We start from the raw sequence: 20,547 nt of genomic DNA on the forward strand, positions 1-20,547 counted from the left end.
ATGCCGTCGCCGCCATATTCCGGGTACGGAGAACCAGCATGGACATGCTCCTCGCGGCCTGGACCGCGTTCCTGTCAACCGAATTCCTCGCCAAACCGCTCTGGGTCTGGACCGCCTTCATGGTGCTGGTCGCGACCCTGCTTGCTTTTGACCTGGGTGTCCTGCATCGCAAGCAGCGCGAGATCGAGGTGGGCGAAAGCCTGATGCTCAGCGCCGGCTATATCGCCATGGCCTGCCTGTTCGGCGGCTGGGTCTGGTGGCAGTTCGGCGCCACCGCCGGCATGGACTGGTATACCGGCTTCTTCGTCGAGAAGAGCCTGTCGCTCGACAACGTCTTCGTCATCGCGCTGATCTTCGGCTATTTCGCCGTGCCGCGGAAATACCAGCATCGTGTGCTGTTCTGGGGCATCCTCGGCGTCATCGTGCTGCGCGGCATCATGATCGGCCTTGGCGCCGCCCTGGTCGCCGAGTTCGACTGGATTCTTTATGTCTTCGGCGCCTTCCTGGTGCTGACCGGCATCAAGATGCTGTTCGCCTCCGACCAGCCGAAGGATCTGGGCGACAACTGGCTGCTGAAATTGCTCAAACGCCGCATGCGCGTGACGCCGGAGTTGCATGGCCAGAAATTCTTCGTGCGCCAGCCGAAGGTTCCTGGCGGCAAGCCGGTGCTGTGGGCCACGCCGCTGTTCCTCGCGCTGATGCTGGTGGAAGCCGCCGACCTGGTCTTCGCGGTCGATTCCGTGCCGGCGATCTTCGCCATCACCCAGGATCCCTTCATCGTCTATACCAGCAACATCTTCGCCATACTGGGCCTGCGCGCGCTGTATTTCGCGCTGGCGGCGATGATTCATCGCTTCCATTACCTGAAATACGCCCTGGCGGCGGTGCTGGTCTTCATCGGCGGCAAGATCTTCCTGGTCAATATCATCGGCAAGATTCCCGCCGGCATCTCGCTGGGTGTCACGCTGGGCCTGATTGCGGCGGGTATTGTCGCATCGCTGGTGCTGACGGCGGAAAAGCGGGAATCCGGTCAGCAGGCTGGATAAAGGCGGTTGCGCGGCGGCAATATGGTCGCCGCGCTTTCGCCGTATTCCTCCGGCAGGGTCCGCGCATGAATAGCGAGTTCCCCGGCATGCCGTTTTCCGCGCCGCGCCCACTGCCCTCGGCCAGTATCGCCCGCGATCTGTCGCGCCTGCGCCGCCTCGGTCGCGTCGATGGCCTGACGCTGCACGAGGTCGCGCAGTCCCTGGCCGACCGCTCCACGCCGCTGATACTGCTGTTTCTCGGACTGCTGGGGCTGGTGCCGTCGCCCGGGCTGCCGCTGGGCATGATCACCGGAACCCTGGTGATCAGCGTGGCCATCGGCATGCTGCTGCGGCCACGGCAGCCGATGATCCCGCGCAGCCTCGGCCGGCGCCGGCTGTCGCCCGACCTGCTGAACCGGTTCATGGCCTTTGCCATTCCTTTCGTGCGTCGCCTGGAACGGAGATTCCGGCCGCGCCTGTCCTGCCTGGTCAGCGGCGTCGGACTTGTGGTGGCGGCGGCAGTGATCATCGTGCAGGGCATTGGCCTGGCGCTGCCTCTGCCGTTCGGCAACCTGCCGTTCGCGTTTGGCATCGTGCTGATTTCCCTCGGCCTGCTCACCGGCGATGGGCTGGGTGCCCTGGCCGGTCATGTCATCGGCTTGGCCAGCACTGCCGGTTTCGTGTTGCTGGGCGTGGGCGCGGTGAATGCCGGCGGTTCGCTGACCGCCATGCTGCCCTGGTAGAAATGCTGTCGGTGGTGATCAACGCGGCTTCGGGCACAGCACGCCAGCATGGTGCAGAGGCGCTGCATGACCTGATTGCGGATTCTGCCGCCGGTGCCGGACTGGGCGCTGTCGATGTGCAGGTGGTGCCGCCGAAGCTGTTGCCCCAGGCGCTGGTTCAGGCGGCGGAAAACAGTGACGAGATCTGGGTCGGTGGCGGCGACGGCACGCTGCGCTCGGCCGCCGAACTGATGCAGCGGCGCGATGGTGTGCTGGGCGTGTTGCCGCTGGGCACCATGAACCTGCTGGCGCGCGACCTGAACATCCCGCTGGAAGTGGACGCGGCGGTATGCGCCCTGGCACAGGCCGATATCGTTGCCATCGACGTCGGCCGGGTCAACCGCGGCATCTTCCTCAACAAATCGGCGCTCGGCCTTTATCCCGAGATGATCGTCGACCGCGAACGCCGCCGCCTGTTCGGCTTGGCCAAATGGCCGGCGATGATGAAATCGGCCTGGCGCGCGTTGCGCCGGCACCGCCTGATGGAAATCACCCTGGATTATGGCGGACAGACCCGCGAGATCGTCTCGCCGGCCATCGTGGTGGCAGTGGGGGAATATGAATTCCGCACCGCGCGCCTGTTCGGCCGGCCCGATCTGCAGAGCGGCGAACTCACCGTCTATGTCAGCCACGAGAAACGCTGGTTCGGTTCCGCCGGTCAGCTGGCGCGGCTTTTCCTCGGCACGCTGGACGGCGATCCCGCGCTTGAAATGATCAAGGCGCATAGCCTGCGCATCGGCTTCGACCGCGTGAAGCCGGTGGCCAGCGACGGCGAGGTGGAAATGCTGCCTGGCCCGATCAGCTACAGCGTGGCGCCCCGCGCGCTTAAGGTCCGCATGCCCGGCGAGGTCGCGGACTGAATCAAATCACACCGGCCTGAATCAGCCCGGCCGAATTAGACCGGCCTGGCCCGCTCGGAGATGGCGCGTGCATCCACGCCCTTGGGCAGGGTGCCGAAGGCCTGGCCCCAGTCGCCGCCCAGGCGGCTGGCGCAGAAGGCGTCGGCCACGGCCGGTGTGGAATGCTGCACCAGCAGGGCGGCCTGCAGGGTCACCATCATCTTTTCCACCACGCGGCGGGCACGATGCTCGATCTCCTGCAGGTCGGCGAACTCGGCCTGCACGCCGGCGATGGCCGCGTCCAGCCGGCGGTCGCCGCCACGGGCCGAAGTCAGCTCGGTGAAATAGGCATCCAGCCCGTCCTGATTTTTCTGCAGGGCGCGCAGCACGTCCAGGCACATCACGTTGCCCGAACCCTCCCAGATCGAGTTGAGCGGGATTTCCTTGTACAGCATGCCCAGCGGGCCCTCGTCGACATAGCCGTTGCCGCCATGTACCTCCATGGCTTCCACCACGGCATTGGGTGCGCGTTTGCAAACCCAGTATTTCACCGCCGGCGTGCACAGCCGGCGGAAGGCGGCCTCCTGCGCATCATGCTCGGCGCGATCAAACGCGCGGGCCAGCCGCATGGCCAAAGCCGTGGCGGCTTCCGACTCCACCGCCAGGTCGGCCACCACGTTGGTCATCAGCGGCTGGTCGATCAGGTGGCGCTGGAAGGCGCGGCGATGGAACACGTGATGCAGCGCCTGAGCAACCGCGCCGCGCAGCAGGCCGGCCGAGCCCAGCGCGCAGTCCAGCCGCGTATAGGTGCCCATCTCAATGATGGTGGGCACGCCGCGGCCTTCCTCGCCCAGCAGCCAGCCATGGGCGTTGTGGAATTCCACTTCCGACGATGCATTCGACTTGTTGCCGACCTTTTCCTTCAGGCGCTGGATATGGATGGCATTCTTGGATCCATCGGGCAGCCAGCGCGGCACGAAGAAGCAGCTTAATCCCCCCGGCGACTGCGCCAGCACCAGATGCGCGTCGATCTGCGGACAAGAGAAAAACCATTTATGCCCGCTGATGATGTATTCCGCGCCCGGCCCGCCGGTACCGACGGGGGTGGCCTTCGTGGTGTTGGCGCGCACATCCGAGCCGCCCTGCTTCTCGGTCATGCCCATGCCGATCAGGGCATTGCTCTTCTGCGCCACCGGTTTGTTGGCCGGATCGTATTGCCGCGAATAGATCTTGGGCAGCCATTCGGCGGCAATCGCCGCATCGCGTTTGATCGCGGGCACGCAGCCATAGGTCATCGTGGTGGGGCATTGGCTGCCCGGTTCGATCTGCGCATGCATGATATAGGCGGCCGCCCGCGCCACATGGGCGCCGGCTTTCGGCTCGGCCCAAGGCGCGGAATGCAGACCCTCGCCGATGATCAGGCTCATGATGCCGTGCCAGGCAGGATGGAATTCCACTTCGTCGCGACGATGGCCGAAGCGGTCGAACAGTTTCAGTTGCGGCGGGAATTTATGCGCCAGCCGGCCCATCTCGATGGTTTCGGCATCGCCCAGCCGGCTGCCGTAAACCGTCAGGCGATCCTTCGCCCAGGCAGCGCCGTCGCGTTCGGCCGCGTCCATCAGCGCGCGGTCGCTGGTGAAGAGGTTGTAATTCTCCAGCGCGGGCGGCTGGTTCAGCACCTCGTGAGTCTCGTAGGCGGCGGTACTCATGGCGTTTCCTTTCATTCTTATAATTTTCGGCCCGGCATCGGCCCTAAAGCCTGCACGCAGAACAGCGCCAGGCCGTTGATCAGTTTCTCCTGGTCGGTCTTCTTCGCCTGCGGCGCCAGCGGGCCGATCAGGGCTTCGTTCAGGGCGCCGACGATGGCCGAGGCGGTCAGCAGCGCGTCCTGCTCGGCGATCTCGCCTTCGCGCATGCCATCCTCGATGATGCCGATGAAGATGTCGCGATAGGGCAGGCGATAGCGCAGGCGCTCGGCCTCGATCAGCGGATCGACCGGCTCGGCCAGCAGGGCATAAGCCAGCCGCCGGCCTTTCAGGGCGCGGCGGGCGAACACCTCGACCACGCGGGCTAGCCGCTGCCGGGCCGGGCCGGGCTGGCCGGCGGCGGCTGCGCAGACGTCGATCTCGCGCTGCGATCCGCGACGGAACACCTCGTCGAACAACTCGGCCTTGGAGGGGAAATAGCGATACAGCGCTCCGGTGCTCAGGCCCGCCTCGGCAGCAATCGCCGGAATGCCCGCGCCGCCATAGCCTTCCTTCGCCACCAGCTTCAGCGCGGCGGCAACGATGCGCTCCCGCGTTTCCGCCAGGCGCGCCACCACGGTCTCGGTACGGCGATAGGCCATGCCCTGTGTCTCCTCCGGCAAAGAAGTGAAACACGTTTCACTTCTTTGATCAAGGCCGAAAACTCAGAACTTCATCGCCAGATTGATCCGCGCCTGGGTCAGGTAGGGATCGGCCACACCGTCGGCGGCTTCCTGGCTCAGGCTGTAGCCTGCCATCAGGGTCATGGCGCGGCTGGCCAGCGCCGCTGGTGTCCAGTGCAACTGCAGATCCAGGCTCTGGCGGCTGCCGGCGATGGGCAGGGCGCTGTCGGTGCTGAGATCGCGTTTCTCGGTCAGGCCGAATTCATGGCTGGCGGTCAGCACGATATCCTCACCGAGTGGCACACCCACCAGCAGGCCGAGGATGTTGAGGTCCTTTTCCTGCTGATAGCTGTATTCGGTACGCCGCTGCACGGAAGTGCCCAGGCGCCAGCCACTGGCGAAATGCCGGGCCAGCGCGATGCGATGGCGCTCGGTGCTGTTGTCGGCGGTTGGGTTGCCGGTATGGAACTGCGCGTCGTAACCCGACGACAGCGTCAGAGTCAGGTCCTGCGCCAGCGTCGTGGAGGCCTGGTTGTCGATGCCAACCCGGCGACTGGCGCTGCCGGCCAGTTCACCCCAGTTGAGGGCCGCTGTGGGGTTCACCCTGAAACGGACGCCATATTCCTCATAGGCCAGCCCGAAGCGGCTGTTGAATGACGCCGTGTCGGCTTCATTGCCAGTCTCGCCTTCGCTCAGTGCACTGGTATTGGTGAGGTGCAGGCCGTCGAAAAACGGCAGATCGTAATCGGCGGTAATCGCGCCGGGCTGCAGCGCCGCCAGGTCCTCGCTGTAGACGCGCAGTTTCAGGTCGCCGTCGGGATCGCGGTTATAGAAGGGCTGCGGACTGGCCAGCCGGGCGATATCGCCGGGGCCGAAAATCGGTCGCCGGGTCAGGAGACGCAGGCCGACATCGGGATCGAAGCTCAGCGGCGAAAAAGCCGTGACCAGGGCCAGATCAGATGGGGCCAGATCGGATATTGGCGGGGGCAATGTCGGCTCGACACTGCAATAGGCCGGTGCGGCTGCGTTGATGAAAAGCGGACAATCGGGCAGGGCGGTTTGTGCGCCCGCATCGCTGGCGGCGAATGCGAGGATCAGAGCGATGATTCCCGAACCGCGGACCAGGACAATTCCCCCTCATATTCGAAGGGTTCCGATTTTGCAGAGTCTTGTGGCAAGATTGCGGCGCCGCAGCCAGGCAGGACGCGGCAGCCAAGAGCGAAGCATGACAGGGCCATGAAACTGGTATTCATCTACGGCAAGCCGGCCACCGGCAAACTCACCGTCGCCCGCGAACTGGCGGCGCTGACCGGCTACAAGCTGTTTCACAATCACCAGACCGTCGACATGCTGTTGTCCGTCTTCGAGTTCGGCAGTCCGCCTTTTGTGGAATTGCGCGAAAAAATCTGGCTGTCCGTCTTCGAGCAGGCCGCCAAGGCCAGGCTGCCCGGCCTGATCTTCACCTTTGCCCCAGAAACCACCGTGCGGAAGAATTTCGTCGACCGCGCCATCGACACCATTGCCGGCGCCGGCAGCCGGGTGCATTTCGTCGAACTGACCTGTCCGATGAAGGAGGTCTACCGCCGCATCGACAACAAGTCGCGCCGCAATACCGGAAAACTTACCTCGCACGAGGAATACGAAAAGCTGGAAGCGGCCAATGTGTTCAGCACCGCCCATATGCCCAAGGCCGACCTGACCATCGATACCGCCAAGCTCAAACCGGCCGAGGCTGCTTTGCAGATCGCCAAGGGCCTGAGCCTGCCGCGTCTGGCAGGCTGAAGCTTAGAGGGCGAGGTGGAATTTGCCGTCCGCCACGCTCTGCCCGTTCACCAGGATTTCCACCTTGTGCTCGCCGGCATAGTAGCGCCGCGTGGTGATGGGTTTCAGCGAATGGGCTTTTTCCAGCATCACGGTTTCACCAGCGCCCAGTTGCGGCTTGGCCAGCTTGAACACCTTGGCTTGCCACCCGCCGCGGGCATTCCGCCAGTGGATGGCATAATCTACTGACAGCTTCGCCGGCTTCTTGCCGTCATGGCGAAGGCTGACATGGAAGGCCAGCCGGTCGCCCACGCGATAGCGCTGTTTGGTGATGGCGAAATCCAATGCAGTCACCGGCGCCTTGTGGTCAAAACCCAGCAGGGTCAGCGCCCGGCGGTCGCCTTTTTTCACTAGCGTGCGCAGGCCATGGCGCACGGCGTCGGCCGTACCGTCGCGATCCTCGGCCTGCCAGCGTCGCATCGTGGCGATCACGGCGTCCGGATTGTCCTTGGCGATGTCGTTCAGGTTGTTGGCCACCGAGCGCCGCACCGAATCATGCGGATCGGCGCGCAGGCGTTCGATGATCTCCAGCACCGGCGCGGGATCGGCGATGAAACGCTTCAGGCGCAGGCCCCAGGGCAGGCGCGGCCGCAGCCCCTCCGAACACAGCCGGCGCACCGCCCAGTGCGGGTCGCTGGTCCAGCTTTGCACGGTCGCCATGGTCAGGTCGTAATGCCGCTCGATGAAATAGCGTATGTCGAATTCCGCGCTGAAATGTTTGGTCATGTCGCGCAGGGCGTTCAGCGACAGCTCGGGATGCTCCAGCCCGTAGGCGCCGACGAAATTCAGCAGCGGCAGGTGGCGGAAACCGCCCATGCCGTCGATACCGCCCTTGCTGTCGTCGGGGCCCAGGCTGTTCAGCAAGATTTCCAGCGCCTCGGGATAGTGTGGCGGCAGGTGATGGTGCAGGGCATTGGCGATGGCCCGCGCCCGCTGCATCAGCGACAGCGGCGGCAGGGTGGCCATCACGGCCTTGCGGAAACGGTCGGTGGGGAAGCCTGGATGCGCCATGGTCACCCGTTCGGCGATGCCTCCCACGACGGCGGCGTTATAGAAATCCTTTAGGGCGTCGGCCATCACTCGATCCGGGTTGATCAGGGCGGGTAAAGTTCCATATATGTTCCATTGTGGCCTGTCCAGCGGCTTTGATGCTGGTAGGCGAAAATCCTGCAAAACGACACAATTTGATGGAAAACGGATCATGCGAGACGGCAAGCGGCGGCTTTCGCCGGCAACTGCCCAGGAATGCCCAAACGCGTCGAAAACCGACGCAAAAGGGTCGAAATGATATCAGCGATATCATTGATATCATTTCGGGCATCCGTCTTGTTATTGCGGCAACGCGCCGCAGGCCTGGTCGCGAGACGGCAACGGTTTCCATATATGCTGGATCAAACATTGGAGTATTCCCATGAGCCAGCCTCAGGCCACCATGGCGCCGGTCGCGACAGGCGCCGCCGGGCAGCACGACAACCTCAGCCATGTCCAGCGCCGCCGGAAGCAGTTCGCGGGCGGCAGCGGCGTGCTGATGCTGTTCGTGCTGCTGTTCACGCAGTCCGTCTGGTCACCCGACACGATGGCGCATGAAGGATTCGAGTGGGTGGGTTATGCCCTGATCCTGGCCTGCATCGTGGGGCGCACCTGGTGTTCGCTTTATATCGGCGGCCGCAAGAAGCAGATCCTGGTGCAACAGGGGCCATACTCCCTGAGCCGCAATCCGCTGTATCTCTTCTCGGTGCTGGGCGCCGCCGGCGTGGGCTTCCAGGCCGGCAGCCTGATCACCGGGCTGGTGCTCGGCCTGTTCGTCTTCGCGCTGTTTTCCGTGGTGATTGCGCAGGAAGAGGTTTTCCTGCGCGACCGCTTCCCGGCCGAATTCAATTCTTATGCGGCGGCGGTGCCGCGCTGGGGCCCGCGCTTCTCGGCCTGGCGCGATGCGCCCGAGGTGATGATCCGTCCCCGGCTGGTGCTGGTCACCTTCCGCGATGCCCTGTGGTTTCTGCTGGCGATCCCGCTGCTGGAAGGCATTGAGCTGCTCCAGGAATCCGGCTGGCTTCCGGTCCTGCTGCAGCTGCCCTGAGGCCTAAGGCGGGCGACGGATTACTCCGCTGCCCTGCCGAAACCACCGCCTGAAGGCGTGGAGATCACGAAGACATCGCCCGGCTGCATCGGCGTCGAGCAGCGGCCTTCCATTGGCTCCTTGGCGCCGGTCGCGGCGCGCTCCACCCATTGCCGGCCGGTCTCGCCGTTGCCACCGCCTTCGAGGCCGAAGGGCGGCACCGCGCGATGGGATGAAAGCAGCGTGGCCACCATGTCGGTGAGGAAGCGCATGCGCCGGATGGTGCCGTCGCCACCCCTGTGTTTGCCCTTGCCGCCCGAGCCGCGCCGGATGCGGAAGCTTTCCAGCAGCACGGGGAAGCGGAATTCCAGCACTTCCGGATCGGTCAGGCGCGCATTGGTCATGTGGGTATGCACGGCGTCGCAGCCGTCGAAATCCGGGCCGGCGCCGCTGCCGCCGCAGATCGTCTCGTAATACTGGTAGTCGTTATTGCCGAAGGTGAAGTTGTTCATCGTGCCCTGGGCTGCCGCCATCACGCCCAGTGCGCCGAACATCGTGTCGGTGATGCACTGGCTGGTCTCGACATTGCCGGCCACCGTGGCGGCCGGATAGACCGGATCGAGCATCGAGCCTTCGGGGATGACGATCTCCAACGGCTTGAGGCAGCCGCCATTCAGCGGGATGTCTGCATCCACCAGGCAGCGGAAGGCATACAACACGGCCGCCACGCAGACGGCCTTGGGCGCGTTGTAGTTGGTCGGATGCTGGCCCGAGGTACCGGTGAAGTCGATCTTCGCCGTGCGGTCCTTGTGATTGACCGTCACCTTCACCTTGATCTCGAAGCCGTCGTCCATCGGGTAGGTGAATTCGCCGTCCTTCAGGCGGCTGATCACCCGGCGCACGGATTCCTCGGCATTGTCCTGCACGTGGCGCATATAGGCGCGCACGACATCCAGGCTGAACTGGTCCACCATCTTGCGCAATTCCTGCGCACCCTTTTCGCAGGAGGCGATCTGCGCCTTCAGGTCGGCGATGTTTTGGGCCGGGTTGCGCGAGGGATACTTGCCCGATTTCAGGATGGCGATGGTCTCGGCTTCCAGGAATTTTCCGCCATCCACCAGCAGCACGTTATCCAGCAGCACGCCCTCGTCTTCCACCGTCTTGCTGTCGGGCGGCATCGAGCCCGGGGTGGTGCCGCCGATATCGGCGTGGTGGCCGCGGCTGCCCAGATAGAACAGCACGTCACTGCCGGCCTTGTCGAAAACTGGCGTGATGACGGTGACGTCGGGCAGATGCGTGCCGCCCGCGTAAGGCGCGTTCAGCATGTACACGTCGCCAGGCTTCATCTGGCCGGCGCGTTTGCGCATGATGGTCTTGATACTCTCCGACATCGACCCCAGATGAACCGGCATGTGCGGGGCGTTGGCGATCAGTTCGCCGTCCAGGTCGAAGATGGCGCAGGAGAAATCCAGCCGTTCCTTGATATTCACCGAATAGGCGGTCTTTTCCAGCACGGAACCCATCTGTTCGGCGATCGACATGAACAGATTATTGAAAATCTCCAGCATCACCGGATCAACGTCGGTGCCGATCGCCTTGCGTGCCGGCAGGGCCTCGATGCGCTTCAGTACCAGATCGCGGCGTTCGGTCAGGCGGGCCTGCCAGCCGGGTTCGAGCACGATGGTGCTGGTCGGCTCGATCACGATGGCCGGGCCCTTGATCGTCTCGCCGGGGCGCAGCGCGGCGCGATCGTAAACCGGCGTGTCGCGCCAGGCGCCGGCCATATAGGCCTTGCGGCTGGCCAACGTGGGGATCGCGGTCTGCGGGCGTGGATCGGTGATCGTCTCCACGGCATCCGGGGCGCGTTCGCCCTGGCCCACCACCTCGACGGCCACGGAAGCGGCGATCAATGCTTTTTCCGGGCTAATGAAACCGAAGCGCTGGCGATGCGCCGCATCGAAGGCAGTCTTGATCGCGGCCATGTCGCCGAATTCGACCTCCAGCGCGGAGTCCGAACCGCCATAGCGCACATGCAGCTTGCGGATCACCGTGATCTTCTCGGCCGGCACGCCCTGTTTCAGCATGTCGTTGCGCGACTCGTCTGCCAGCGTATCCAGTTCCTTTGCCAGATCGGGCAGGGCGGCGGGTTCCAGCGTCACCTCGGCCGATTTCTCCTTCAGCACACGCTGGTCGGCCAGGCCCATGCCATAGGCCGACAGTACGCCGGCCAGCGGATGCAGCAGCACTTCGGTCATGCCGAGCGCATCGGCCACCAGGCAGGCATGCTGGCCGCCGGCGCCGCCGAAGCTCGACAGCACGTATTTCGTCACGTCATAGCCGCGCGCCACCGAGATCTTCTTGATCGCGTTGGCCATGTTCTCGACGGCGATGGCAAGGAAGCCTTCCGCCATTTCCTCGATGCTGCGTGTATCGCCGCTTTCGGCTTTCACGCGTGCCTGCAGTTCGGTGAATTTCCGTTTCACCACCTCGGCATCCAGCGGCTGGTCGCCATTGGGGCCGAACACGGCGGGGAAGAAATCGGGCTGCAGCTTGCCCAGCACCACGTTGCAGTCGGTCACGGCAAGAGGCCCGCCACGGCGGTAGCAGGCCGGGCCGGGATTGGCGCCGGCCGAGTCAGGCCCGACGCGATAGCGTGCCCCATCGAAATGCAGGATCGATCCGCCGCCAGCCGCCACGGTGTTGATCATCATCATCGGCGCACGCATGCGCACGCCGGCCACCATGGTCTCGAAGGCGCGCTCGTATTCGCCGGCATAGTGGCTCACGTCTGTCGACGTGCCACCCATGTCGAAACCGATCACCTTGTCGAAGCCGGCCCGTGTCGAGGTCTCGACCAGACCGACCACACCGCCGGCCGGACCGGACAAGATGCTATCCTTGCCCTGGAAAAAATGCGCATCGGCCAGGCCGCCATTCGACTGCATGAACATCAGCCGCAGGGCCGTGTTGGCGGCATCCAGTTCGTCGGCCACCTGGTTCACGTAGCGGCGCAGGATCGGTGAAACATAGGCATCCACCACCGTGGTGTCGCCACGGCTGACGAATTTGATCAGTGGCGAGACCTGGTGGCTGGCCGAGACCTGGGTGAAACCCAGCTTCTTCGCTAGTTCGGCCACTTTCGCCTCATGGGCGGTATAGCGGTAGCCATGCATGAACAGGATCGCCACGCTGCGGATGCCATCGGCATAGGCGGTCTTCAGCGCTTTCTCGGCCGCAGCCAGATCCAGCGGCGTTTCGATACTGCCATCGTTGCGTACGCGCTCTGGCACTTCCACCACGTGCTCGTAGAGCATCTCGGGCAGCACGATATGCAGGGCGAACAGTTTGGGCCGGGTCTGGTAGCCGATGCGCAACTGGTCGGCGAAGCCTTCCGAGACCAGCAGCAGCACGCGGTCGCCCTTGCGCTCCAGCAGCGCATTGGTCGCCACCGTGGTGCCCATCTTCACCGCAGCGATTTTGCCTTTGGGCAGCGGATCGCCGGCCTTCAGGCCCAGCAGGTCGCGGATGCCCTGCACGGCGGCATCCTTGTATCGCTCCGGATTTTCCGACAGCAGTTTGTGCGTGACGATGCCGCCATCGGGTTTGCGGCCGACGATGTCGGTGAAGGTGCCGCCGCGGTCGATCCAGAATTCCCACTGGCCGTTGGTGGAGGCGGGGGACGTCGAGGGCTGGCTCATGAAAGGCTCCGGAAGGCTCGCCCGAGATTAGGGCAGGGCCACACGCTTACAAAACGTTGATAAATTGTCAACGTATTCGAGGGGAGTCACAGCGACGCGGCCGCGCGACTGGCCTGGTCATACATGCCGGACAGAATCCGCATCAGGTCGGCGATCCTGGACAGGTCGGCCTGGCTCTGGGGCTGGCCGAGCAGGGCATAGGCTTCGCCCAGCAGTTCCTCGCGGATCTTGCGGTATTCCAGGCACAACGCCCGGCCTTTGGCGGTGGTGGAATAGAAGATCTCCTTGCCGCGGCGCTCGCCGCTGACCAGGCCCAGGCGTGCCATTTTCTTAAGGCCGTAATTCACCGTGTGGCTGTCCTCGACATTCAGCACGAGGCATAGATCGGCCAGCCGTTTCGGGCGGTCGCGGTGATTCACGCTGTGCAATACCATGACATCCAGCGCCGCCAGATCGGGCTGGCCGGCCGCCGTCATGCAGCGCACGATCCAGCGCGCGAAGGCATTGCCGCTCATCATCAGGGCGAATTCAAACTCGCTCAGGGCGGTCAGCTTCTCGCTGGCCAGATGGGCGGAGGAGACGATAGGGCGGCGTTGTTGCGGCTTGGTACCGGTCCTGGCTGGTTTAGCGGGTGCTCTGCTTTTCGTCATATCTTGCCTGTTTGCTGTTCTGCACTGCCGCAAAGGCGGGCAACGCGCGTCGGCGGGAAAGCCCGCGCATACCCCCCTTGCATCCGGCGCATAACCATATCGGAAAGAAGCGTAGCCCCTGACCGGTCGGGTTTGCTAGGGTCCCCGCCCATGAAGCCCCAGCACCTTGCCCTGATGCTGCTGATATGCGCCATCTGGGGCTACAATTTCGTCGCCTCGAAGATCGCGGTGTCGCAGTTCCCGCCTGTCTTTTTCACCGGACTGCGCTTCCTGGGGCTCGCCCTGCTGATGGCGCCCTGGCTGAAGTGGCAGAAGGGGCAGATGCACCTGGTCCTGCCGGCCGCGCTGTTCATGGGCACCCTGCATTTCGCGCTGATGTTCAACGGCATCGCCCTGGCCGACGATGTGGCGGTGGTGGCCGTGGTGGTCCAGCTTGGGGTGCCGATCTCAACCCTGATGGCATGGGCCATGCTGGGCGAACGGGTACGCTGGAAACGCGGTGCCGGCATCGCCCTGGCTTTCCTGGGCACCATGGTGATCAGTTTCGATCCGAAAGTGATGGGCTATCAGGGCGCCATCCTGTTCTGCATCGGCAGTGTGCTGGTGATGTCTTATGGCCAGATCCTGGTGCGCCGAATCCGTGATGTCGATACCTTCTCCATGCAGGCCTGGGTTGGCATGGTCAGCGCGCCGAGCCTGCTGCTGATCTCCTTCGTGGCGGAAAGCGGTCAGGTGCAGAGCGCGCTGGAGGCCGACTGGGTGGGCTGGGCCACCGTAGGCTACGCGGTGCTGGGCGTTTCGCTGGTTGGTCATGGTGGCGCCTATTTTCTGCTGCGACGCTATCCGGTCAGCGTCGTCAATCCCGGTTTCACGCTGGCGCCGATCCTCGGCATCGTTTCGGGTATCGTCTTCCTGGACGAGAGCCTGAGCTTTCGTGTGCTGATCGGATCGGCCATGACCATAGCCGGCGTTCTCATTGTGACATTGCGCGAAGCCAAGGTCGCGGAAGCACGTGGCCTGACCCCGGCGGAAGCGCCTGACAAGGCCATTGGCAAGATAGCGGGCGAGTAGTTGGTTATGCGTATGATCGATCATCCTTCGCCAAATTTTGACGAGCGCACGGGGCGGCGCCCAGTCAACATGGTGGTTCTGCATTACACCGGGATGCCGAGCGCGGCTGTGGCCTTGCAGCGGTTGAGCGATCCCGAGGCCAAGGTGAGCGCCCATTACATGATCGACGAGGACGGCAGCACCTACCGTCTCGTGCCGGAAGATAAACGCGCCTGGCATGCCGGCGTGTCGTTCTGGCGCGGTATACGGGATGTGAATGCGCGTTCGATCGGCATCGAACTGGTCAATCCCGGCCATGAATTCGGGTATCGCGAATTCCCGGCCGTGCAGATCGATGCACTGCTCGAGTTGCTGCACGATATCGCTGCCCGGCACGAGGTGATGCCGGGCAATTATGTCGGCCATTCCGATATCGCGCCGCAGCGCAAGGAAGATCCGGGTGAGCTGTTCCCCTGGCATCGGCTGGCGGCAGCCGGATTCGGCCGCTGGCCGGCCTGGGATTTCACCGTGTCGCAGCATGCCCCGGCCCTGCAGCCTGGCGATCGCGGCGGCGCCGTGCTGGAACTGCAGGTGGCACTGGACCGCATCGGCTATGGCATCGAGGGCAGCGGCGTCTACGATCCGCTTACCGAGGCGGTGGTGCGCGCCTTCCAGCGGCATTACCGGCAGTCTCAGGTGGACGGGGTCAGCGATCCGGAAACCACCAGCCTGATCCACCATATCTCGACCCTGGTCAGCATGCGGCGATCCTGTTCGGAAAAGAACGCCTGACGCGCTTTCGCCTTGACGGCGGGGTTGGCTGAGCCTACCTCTGCGCCGTGCCAGACGGCTGGACGGCTGCGGCATCTGCCCTTCTGGGCAAGATGTCGAGGAAAGTCCGGGCTCCACGGAAACACGGTGCCGGGTAACGCCCGGCGGGGGCGACCCCAGGGACAGTGCCACAGAGAGCAGATCGCCATGACATCTCCGGATCTCATGGTAAGGGTGAAAGGGTGCGGTAAGAGCGCACCGCGCGACCGGTAACGGAAGCGGCACGGCAAACCCCACCGGGAGCAAGACCAAATAGGGATGGCGGCAGGCGCAAGCCTGCGGGGCGGTTTTCGGCTCGCCATCCGGGTCGGTCGCGCGAGGTGTCCGGCAACGGGCATCCCAGAGGAATGGCCGTCCATCCTGCGCAAGTAGGGGGACAGAACCCGGCTTATAGGCCGTCTGGCGCTTTTTCTTTGCATGTTGACAGGCCTCACCTTCTTCGCCACGTTCGTCGATGATGGTGCCCCAACGGGCTTAATAGGGAACGCGGTGCGAGCTCTGCTCAATGCCGTGGCTGCCCCCGCAACTGTAAGCGGCTAGCCATCCGTCACACAGCCACTGGCCCTGGATGGACCGGGAAGGCGACGGAAGGCATCGATCCGCGAGCCAGGAGACCTGCCGTCAGTCGTGGTCACACGCGAATGCATCGGGCGGGGTGTCTCGGTGGGCGGATGTTTCTGTGCGGGCGATCAAGGCCCGACGGACTGAGCCGTGTTCGCGGTGACGTGCCACCACGTTGCCAGGGGTTCATCCCATGTCATGTCTCATGCATTTGAAATCGGCAGATATGCCGATGGTCTTTTCGTCATCTGCCTTCAGGCGATCCCGGGCGGCGATCCCATGAAAGGGGTTGCTGAATACTAAATATGTTATGTTATAACATAACATATTTTCAGACCGAAAGATCAATAACTTCGCTTTGGGGGTTCGAAATGAAAATCCGTCAACTCCCCGCCGTGATCGGCGGGGCTGCAGTGCTGTCTGCTGTTTTTCCCGCGGTTGCCCAAGAACCGACAACCCAGTTGCCGGCCATTACGGTTTCCGCCGAGAAGCCATCCGAGGAAACGCAGGAGGGCCTCGGCCTCACCGTGCCAGCCAGCACCGGCAGCCGTCTCGGTCTGACGCCGATGGAAACGCCGGCCAGTGTGGAAATCATACCTGGCGACGCGATCCGTGAACGCGGTGCCTTGTCGGTGAACGATGCCGCATCGCGGGCCGTGGGTTTCAGTTCGGCGGCTTCGCCCGGCAATGGCGGTACCGCATTGTCGGCGCGCGGCTTCAGCGGCCACAGTTCGGTCGTGCAGCTTTATGACGGCACCCAATTTGCCGTGGGCGCCGGCACGGTCACTTTTCCCTTCGACTCCTGGACGCTGGATCGTATCGAGGTCCTGCATGGCCCCGCCTCGGTGATGTATGGCGCCGGCGCGGTTGGTGGCGCCGTGAATGTGATTCCTAAGTCACCGAACCGGACGCGTTTCGAGCATGAAGCGGCACTCGCCTTTGGCGCTGACATGACCTGGCATGCCGCAGCCGGGAGTGGCGGCCCGATCAGCGATAAGTTGTCGTACCGGGCCGATATTTCAAGACGTGAGTCTGATGGCTGGATCGACCGCGGCGAGTCCGAAAGCCTGGCTCTGTCGCTGGCGCTTCGCGCCGATATCTCTGACAGCTTCGCCGTCACTCTGCGCAACGACTACGGAAATCAAGAGCCGATGCGGTATTTCGGAACGCCGCTTGTGAATGGCGTTCTGGACGAATCGCTGCGCAAGAAGAATTACAATGCGCGCGACAGCGTGATCTCATATCGCGACAACTGGACCCAGTTGAAGATGGAGTGGGAAGCAACCGACGCGCTGAAGCTCGCCAATACCAGCTATATGCTGGTTTCCGACCGGCACTGGCGCAACATTGAGGACTACACCTACAACACCGCCACCGGACGGATCGACCGGGCCGATTACTTGGAAATCCTGCATGCCCAGGAACAATACGGCAATCGCACGGATGTCAGTCTCGACAACAGCCTGTTCGGCCTGCGCAACCGGACGGCGGTCGGGGTCGATGTGAGTCGGATCGATTTCCGACATACCAACAATTCGCCTTATGGCGGGTCGTCATCGGTCGATCCATACAGCTTCGATCCGGGAGTGTTCAGCAGTCCGGACGTCACCAAGCCGAAATATGACACCGATACGACGCAGTATGCCCTCTATGCCGAGGATCGGATCGATCTGACCGACCGCTGGTCGGTGATCGGCGGCCTGCGGTACGACAATGTTCACATGACGCGCGAAGACCTGATCACGCCATCCAGCGGTTTCAGCAAGACTTTCGCCAATGTCACATGGCGGGTCGGCACGGTTTACGACCTGACCGAGACCGTCGCAGTCTATGGCCAGTATGCCACGGCGGTCGATCCCGTCGGCGGGATCATCACGCTGCCGGTCTCCAGCCGTGCCTTCACGCTGGCGACGGCGGAGCAGACGGAAATCGGCGTGAAGCAGTCGGTCCTGAACGGGCGCGGCGAATGGACCCTGGCCGGATACCATATCGTCAAGCACGATCTGCTGTCGCGCGATCCCGCAAACCCGAGCGTCACGCAGCAGGTGGGGCAGCAATCCTCGCAGGGCGTGGAACTGGCATTCGCTTTCGATGTGCTGGAAAATTTGCGGCTTGAGGCCAATGCCAGCCTGCTGGATGCCCGCTTCGACGATTTCAGGGAAAGCTCCGGCGGTGTCGCCGTCTCGCGTACCGGCAATACGCCACCGAATGTGCCGGAGCAACTGGCCAATCTCTGGCTCACCTGGGGCTTTGCACCCGAGTGGAAGGCACTGGGCGGTCTGCGTTATGTGGGCGAAACATACAGCAACAACGCCAACACCCAGAAGCGGCCGGCCTATGCCGTAGTCGATCTGGGTATCGCCTGGGCGCCGGTGGAGCGGGCCAGCATTGCCTTGCAGGTCTTCAATCTCCTTGATGAGGTCTATGCCACGAATGCTTATGGCGGCGACCAGTGGCTGCTCGGTCGACCGCGCACGTTGATGGTCTCGACCAGCATCAAATTCTGATGCGTAGGTTGACCCGTCAGTTCCAGCGGTGGCTGTATCTCAGCCACCGCTGGCTCGGCATAGGCAGCTGCATCCTCTTCGCCGCCTGGTTCGCTTCCGGCGTGGTGATGATGTACGTCCAGTTCCCCTCGCTGAGCGATATCGAGCGCCGCCGGCTTCTGCCGGCCATCGATTTCGACAGGCTGCATGTTTCGCCGGCCGAGGCGCTGGCTGCAGCGGGGCAGTCAACATATCCGCGGCATCTGCGTATCGAGATGCTCGGCGCCGAACCGGTCTATCGGATCGCCGATTGGGATGGCAGCCGTCATACCGTGTCTGCGCTGAACGGAAATCGCATCGAGGGCGTTTCCGCCGATATGGCTCTGTCCGCGATCCGGCAGACGGAAGGAAAAGCCAACCTGATCGGCAAGGTGGATCGCGACCAGTGGTCGGTAACGGCCAGGTATGATCCATTGCGGCCATTCCATCTGATTGCCCTGAGTGATGCAGCCGGAACGATTGTCTATGTTTCCGCGCGCAGCGGGGAGATCGCGCTCGACACGACACGGATCGAAAGGTTCTGGAACTGGCTGGGCGCCATTCCGCACTGGATCTATTTCACGCCATTGCGCGCCGATGCGCCACTCTGGCGCGATGTTGTGCTGTGGCTGTCCGGGCCCGCCATCGTGGTGGCAGTCAGTGGCATCTGGATCGGCATACAGCGCCTGCGCCTGCGGCGTCGATATGCACGGAATGCCATCACGCCGTATCGCGGCTGGATGCAATGGCATCATCTTTCCGGCTTGATCGGCTGCCTGTTTCTGCTGGCGTGGATATTCAGCGGCTGGCTTTCGATGAATCCGAACCAGTGGTTCAGTCAGTCGCCGCCGGCAAAAACCGCTTTGCAGGATTACGCAGGATACGCCTTGCCGCATTTCCCCCTGCAGGCCGACACGCACGGCAAGGAAGTTTCCGAATTGCGCCTTGTTTGGCTGGCCGGACAGCCGCTCGCCATCAGGTATGACAGGGAAGGATTTCTGCTGTCCGCCGATCAGGCGTTATCGTCCGAGCAGATATTTGCCGCCGCCCGCAAACTGATGCCCGCCGCGCCCATGGCGCTGGCGCAACAACTCGACGAAGAGGACGCCTACTGGTATTCCCATCATCACCGGCGGGAATTGCCCGTGTTACGCATCGGTTTCGATGATGAACGCCAGACCTGGTTTCACATCGATCCGCGGACAGGCGATATCCTGGGGCAGAGCAGCGAAACCCGAAGGTTGTACCGATGGCTGTTCAACGGCCTGCACAGTTTCGATTTTGCATTCCTGCTGCGCTGGCGGCCGGCATGGGATGTGTTGCTGGTGACGATGTCAGTCATCGGCCTGATCGCGTCGCTGAGCGGCATTGTCATAGGCTGGCGGCGGCTGCGGCGGAAAGCGGCGCGGTCCTTCCCGCCGGCGAAGCGGTGAACCGGATCGCGGCTAGCGGTTCACGCGCAGCAGGAAGGCATCCGGAATCTGTTCCGGGCATTCGGTGAAATGCGGCTCGAAGATCGCCGAGAAACCCTGCTTGGCGCGGGTGTCGAGGCACCATTTCTTGCCGTCGGTGCCTCGCAGCGACAGGCCGCCGCCCTTGATGTCCCACAATTGCGGCAGCTGTTCGAGCATCGCCGTGTTCAAGGCGCAGGCCGACACCACCAGCAGCTGGCTGCGCGGTTCCATGGCCAGGCAATAGGCCGGATTGGCGGCGAAGAAGACCTGGTAGCCGCCCGGCTGCAGCGGCCGGCTGATGAAAAAGCCCTGGCTCTGGTTGTCGATGTTGAATTCGCAGGGCGAGAGCAGGGCGGCCGCGCGGATCCGCTTGGGATCGTTGTTCACCAGCTGGGCGGTGAAGCACTGGTTGTTGGCGGTGCTGGCCACGATGGCGAAGCGTTTGAGGGCCGGAACATCGCGGGGCAGGAACTCATTAACCGCCCCCTGGGCAACGGCCCTGTCGGAGGCAGCCAGGATGGCCAGCAGCGCTGCACATAAAAAGAGAATTGCCCGCATTTATGCTTTCTTTGGGTTGTGTGGCCGCAATCGAGCGATCATTGCCTGCCGGTGGCTCCCTGCATCGATGTGTAAACGGAGCGGCGACGGGAGACAAGAAAAGATCGAGCGAATATTAAGTGAACATAAGTGGTATTTAATAGGATCGAACTCAGTGCAAGTGTCCGTGATCATTGGCAGGAATCGCCATTGCAAACCGTTAAAATCCATTGACGCCCATGTAGGCCCATGTTATCCCATCTTGTCCCAGGCTATGGCCACCCAAGGGGGGTGTACGGCCGGGGAGGGAGCATGGGGGCGGCTGAGTGGAATTCTTCCTCTCAACCTTT

16 protein-coding genes, 1 other RNA gene and 1 riboswitch are annotated in these 20,547 nt (G+C 63.2%); of the genes, 10 read left to right on the forward strand and 7 right to left on the reverse strand.

Features of this window, described 5'->3' with window-relative positions; genetic code table 11:
* Positions 1-38: 38 nt before the first annotated feature.
* From ACK4FJ_RS13100 to ACK4FJ_RS13110, 3 genes are all read left to right on the forward strand, one after another.
* Positions 39-1,046, forward strand: coding sequence for a TerC family protein (locus tag ACK4FJ_RS13100; RefSeq protein WP_409767134.1), 1,008 nt, complete (start codon positions 39-41; stop codon positions 1,044-1,046).
* Between the two features lie 65 nt (positions 1,047-1,111).
* Positions 1,112-1,768: an exopolysaccharide biosynthesis protein gene (locus tag ACK4FJ_RS13105; RefSeq protein WP_409767136.1), complete on the forward strand. Its 657-nt coding sequence runs from the start codon at positions 1,112-1,114 to the stop codon at positions 1,766-1,768.
* A gap of 2 nt (positions 1,769-1,770) precedes the next feature.
* Entirely contained in the window at positions 1,771-2,667 is an 897-nt protein-coding gene (locus tag ACK4FJ_RS13110) for a diacylglycerol/lipid kinase family protein (protein ID WP_409767137.1), read from the forward strand.
* A 35-nt stretch (positions 2,668-2,702) separates the two neighbouring features.
* Here the strand turns inward: ACK4FJ_RS13110 and ACK4FJ_RS13115 are convergent, their stop codons facing one another.
* The 3 genes from ACK4FJ_RS13115 to ACK4FJ_RS13125 form a co-directional block, all read right to left on the reverse strand.
* Complete coding sequence (locus tag ACK4FJ_RS13115; RefSeq protein WP_409767138.1) at positions 2,703-4,355, reverse strand: isovaleryl-CoA dehydrogenase; 1,653 nt, start codon at positions 4,353-4,355, stop codon at positions 2,703-2,705.
* 17 nt (positions 4,356-4,372) lie between these two features.
* A complete protein-coding gene (locus ACK4FJ_RS13120) occupies positions 4,373-4,993 on the reverse strand; it encodes a TetR/AcrR family transcriptional regulator (protein WP_409767139.1) in 621 nt (206 codons plus the stop codon).
* A gap of 63 nt (positions 4,994-5,056) precedes the next feature.
* Positions 5,057-6,004 carry a hypothetical protein gene (locus tag ACK4FJ_RS13125; protein WP_409767140.1) on the reverse strand — a complete coding sequence of 316 codons (948 nt, stop codon included), beginning with the start codon at positions 6,002-6,004 and terminating at the stop codon, positions 5,057-5,059.
* Positions 6,005-6,250: 246 nt separating this feature from the next.
* Here ACK4FJ_RS13125 and ACK4FJ_RS13130 point away from each other — a divergent pair, with 246 nt between their 5' ends.
* Positions 6,251-6,796, forward strand: coding sequence for an AAA family ATPase (locus ACK4FJ_RS13130; protein ID WP_409767141.1), 546 nt, complete (start codon positions 6,251-6,253; stop codon positions 6,794-6,796).
* A gap of 3 nt (positions 6,797-6,799) precedes the next feature.
* On the opposite strand, the gene ACK4FJ_RS13135 is transcribed toward ACK4FJ_RS13130, so the two are convergent.
* The gene (locus tag ACK4FJ_RS13135) at positions 6,800-7,912 is read right to left on the reverse strand and encodes a DNA alkylation repair protein (protein WP_409767142.1); all 1,113 of its coding nucleotides are present in this window, start codon (positions 7,910-7,912) and stop codon (positions 6,800-6,802) included.
* Positions 7,913-8,246: 334 nt separating this feature from the next.
* Here ACK4FJ_RS13135 and ACK4FJ_RS13140 point away from each other — a divergent pair, with 334 nt between their 5' ends.
* A complete protein-coding gene (locus ACK4FJ_RS13140; protein ID WP_409767144.1) occupies positions 8,247-8,912 on the forward strand; it encodes a methyltransferase family protein in 666 nt (221 codons plus the stop codon).
* Positions 8,913-8,932: 20 nt separating this feature from the next.
* Here ACK4FJ_RS13140 and ACK4FJ_RS13145 read toward each other — a convergent pair whose 3' ends face one another.
* Together ACK4FJ_RS13145 and ACK4FJ_RS13150 are read right to left on the reverse strand one after the other, a co-directional pair.
* Complete coding sequence (locus tag ACK4FJ_RS13145; protein WP_409767145.1) at positions 8,933-12,589, reverse strand: hydantoinase B/oxoprolinase family protein; 3,657 nt, start codon at positions 12,587-12,589, stop codon at positions 8,933-8,935.
* Positions 12,590-12,675: 86 nt separating this feature from the next.
* On the reverse strand, positions 12,676-13,239 hold the full coding sequence (locus tag ACK4FJ_RS13150) for a winged helix DNA-binding protein (protein WP_409767146.1): 564 nt from the start codon (positions 13,237-13,239) through the stop codon (positions 12,676-12,678).
* 150 nt (positions 13,240-13,389) lie between these two features.
* On the opposite strand from ACK4FJ_RS13150, the gene ACK4FJ_RS13155 reads away from it, so the two are divergent.
* From ACK4FJ_RS13155 to ACK4FJ_RS13175, 5 genes are all read left to right on the forward strand, one after another.
* On the forward strand, positions 13,390-14,310 hold the full coding sequence (locus tag ACK4FJ_RS13155; RefSeq protein WP_409767147.1) for a DMT family transporter: 921 nt from the start codon (positions 13,390-13,392) through the stop codon (positions 14,308-14,310).
* A gap of 6 nt (positions 14,311-14,316) precedes the next feature.
* Positions 14,317-15,081, forward strand: coding sequence for an N-acetylmuramoyl-L-alanine amidase (locus ACK4FJ_RS13160; RefSeq protein WP_409767149.1), 765 nt, complete (start codon positions 14,317-14,319; stop codon positions 15,079-15,081).
* A gap of 50 nt (positions 15,082-15,131) precedes the next feature.
* Positions 15,132-15,527: RNase P RNA component class A (gene rnpB / locus ACK4FJ_RS13165), an RNA gene on the forward strand.
* 34 nt (positions 15,528-15,561) lie between these two features.
* Positions 15,562-15,758, forward strand: a riboswitch (cobalamin riboswitch).
* Positions 15,759-16,052: 294 nt separating this feature from the next.
* Entirely contained in the window at positions 16,053-18,188 is a 2,136-nt protein-coding gene (locus ACK4FJ_RS13170) for a TonB-dependent receptor (RefSeq protein WP_409767150.1), read from the forward strand.
* Complete coding sequence (locus ACK4FJ_RS13175; protein ID WP_409767151.1) at positions 18,188-19,639, forward strand: PepSY domain-containing protein; 1,452 nt, start codon at positions 18,188-18,190, stop codon at positions 19,637-19,639. Before ACK4FJ_RS13170 ends, ACK4FJ_RS13175 begins: the two co-directional genes overlap by 1 nt.
* Before the next feature lie 12 nt (positions 19,640-19,651).
* On the opposite strand, the gene ACK4FJ_RS13180 is transcribed toward ACK4FJ_RS13175, so the two are convergent.
* A complete protein-coding gene (locus ACK4FJ_RS13180) occupies positions 19,652-20,218 on the reverse strand; it encodes a hypothetical protein (RefSeq protein WP_409767152.1) in 567 nt (188 codons plus the stop codon).
* Between the last annotated feature and the right edge of the window lie 329 nt (positions 20,219-20,547).

It is taken from the genome of Ferrovibrio sp., from assembly GCF_046297595.1.
Lineage (GTDB): Bacteria > Pseudomonadota > Alphaproteobacteria > Ferrovibrionales > Ferrovibrionaceae > Ferrovibrio.

Excerpts from the sequence above, each read along its gene's own strand:
- ACK4FJ_RS13115 (WP_409767138.1), bottom strand. The coding sequence starts at position 4,355 with ATGAGTACCGCCGCCTACGAGACTCACGAGGTGCTGAACCAGCCGCCC.
- ACK4FJ_RS13135 (WP_409767142.1), bottom strand. The coding sequence starts at position 7,912 with ATGGCCGACGCCCTAAAGGATTTCTATAACGCCGCCGTCGTGGGAGGC.
- ACK4FJ_RS13155 (WP_409767147.1), top strand. The coding sequence starts at position 13,390 with ATGAAGCCCCAGCACCTTGCCCTGATGCTGCTGATATGCGCCATCTGG.
- ACK4FJ_RS13150 (WP_409767146.1), bottom strand. The coding sequence starts at position 13,239 with ATGACGAAAAGCAGAGCACCCGCTAAACCAGCCAGGACCGGTACCAAG.
- ACK4FJ_RS13105 (WP_409767136.1), top strand. The coding sequence starts at position 1,112 with ATGAATAGCGAGTTCCCCGGCATGCCGTTTTCCGCGCCGCGCCCACTG.
- ACK4FJ_RS13130 (WP_409767141.1), top strand. The coding sequence starts at position 6,251 with ATGAAACTGGTATTCATCTACGGCAAGCCGGCCACCGGCAAACTCACC.
- ACK4FJ_RS13145 (WP_409767145.1), bottom strand. The coding sequence starts at position 12,589 with ATGAGCCAGCCCTCGACGTCCCCCGCCTCCACCAACGGCCAGTGGGAA.
- ACK4FJ_RS13170 (WP_409767150.1), top strand. The coding sequence starts at position 16,053 with ATGAAAATCCGTCAACTCCCCGCCGTGATCGGCGGGGCTGCAGTGCTG.
- ACK4FJ_RS13175 (WP_409767151.1), top strand. The coding sequence starts at position 18,188 with ATGCGTAGGTTGACCCGTCAGTTCCAGCGGTGGCTGTATCTCAGCCAC.
- ACK4FJ_RS13110 (WP_409767137.1), top strand. The coding sequence starts at position 1,771 with ATGCTGTCGGTGGTGATCAACGCGGCTTCGGGCACAGCACGCCAGCAT.
- ACK4FJ_RS13160 (WP_409767149.1), top strand. The coding sequence starts at position 14,317 with ATGCGTATGATCGATCATCCTTCGCCAAATTTTGACGAGCGCACGGGG.
- ACK4FJ_RS13140 (WP_409767144.1), top strand. The coding sequence starts at position 8,247 with ATGAGCCAGCCTCAGGCCACCATGGCGCCGGTCGCGACAGGCGCCGCC.
- ACK4FJ_RS13100 (WP_409767134.1), top strand. The coding sequence starts at position 39 with ATGGACATGCTCCTCGCGGCCTGGACCGCGTTCCTGTCAACCGAATTC.
- ACK4FJ_RS13180 (WP_409767152.1), bottom strand. The coding sequence starts at position 20,218 with ATGCGGGCAATTCTCTTTTTATGTGCAGCGCTGCTGGCCATCCTGGCT.
- ACK4FJ_RS13120 (WP_409767139.1), bottom strand. The coding sequence starts at position 4,993 with ATGGCCTATCGCCGTACCGAGACCGTGGTGGCGCGCCTGGCGGAAACG.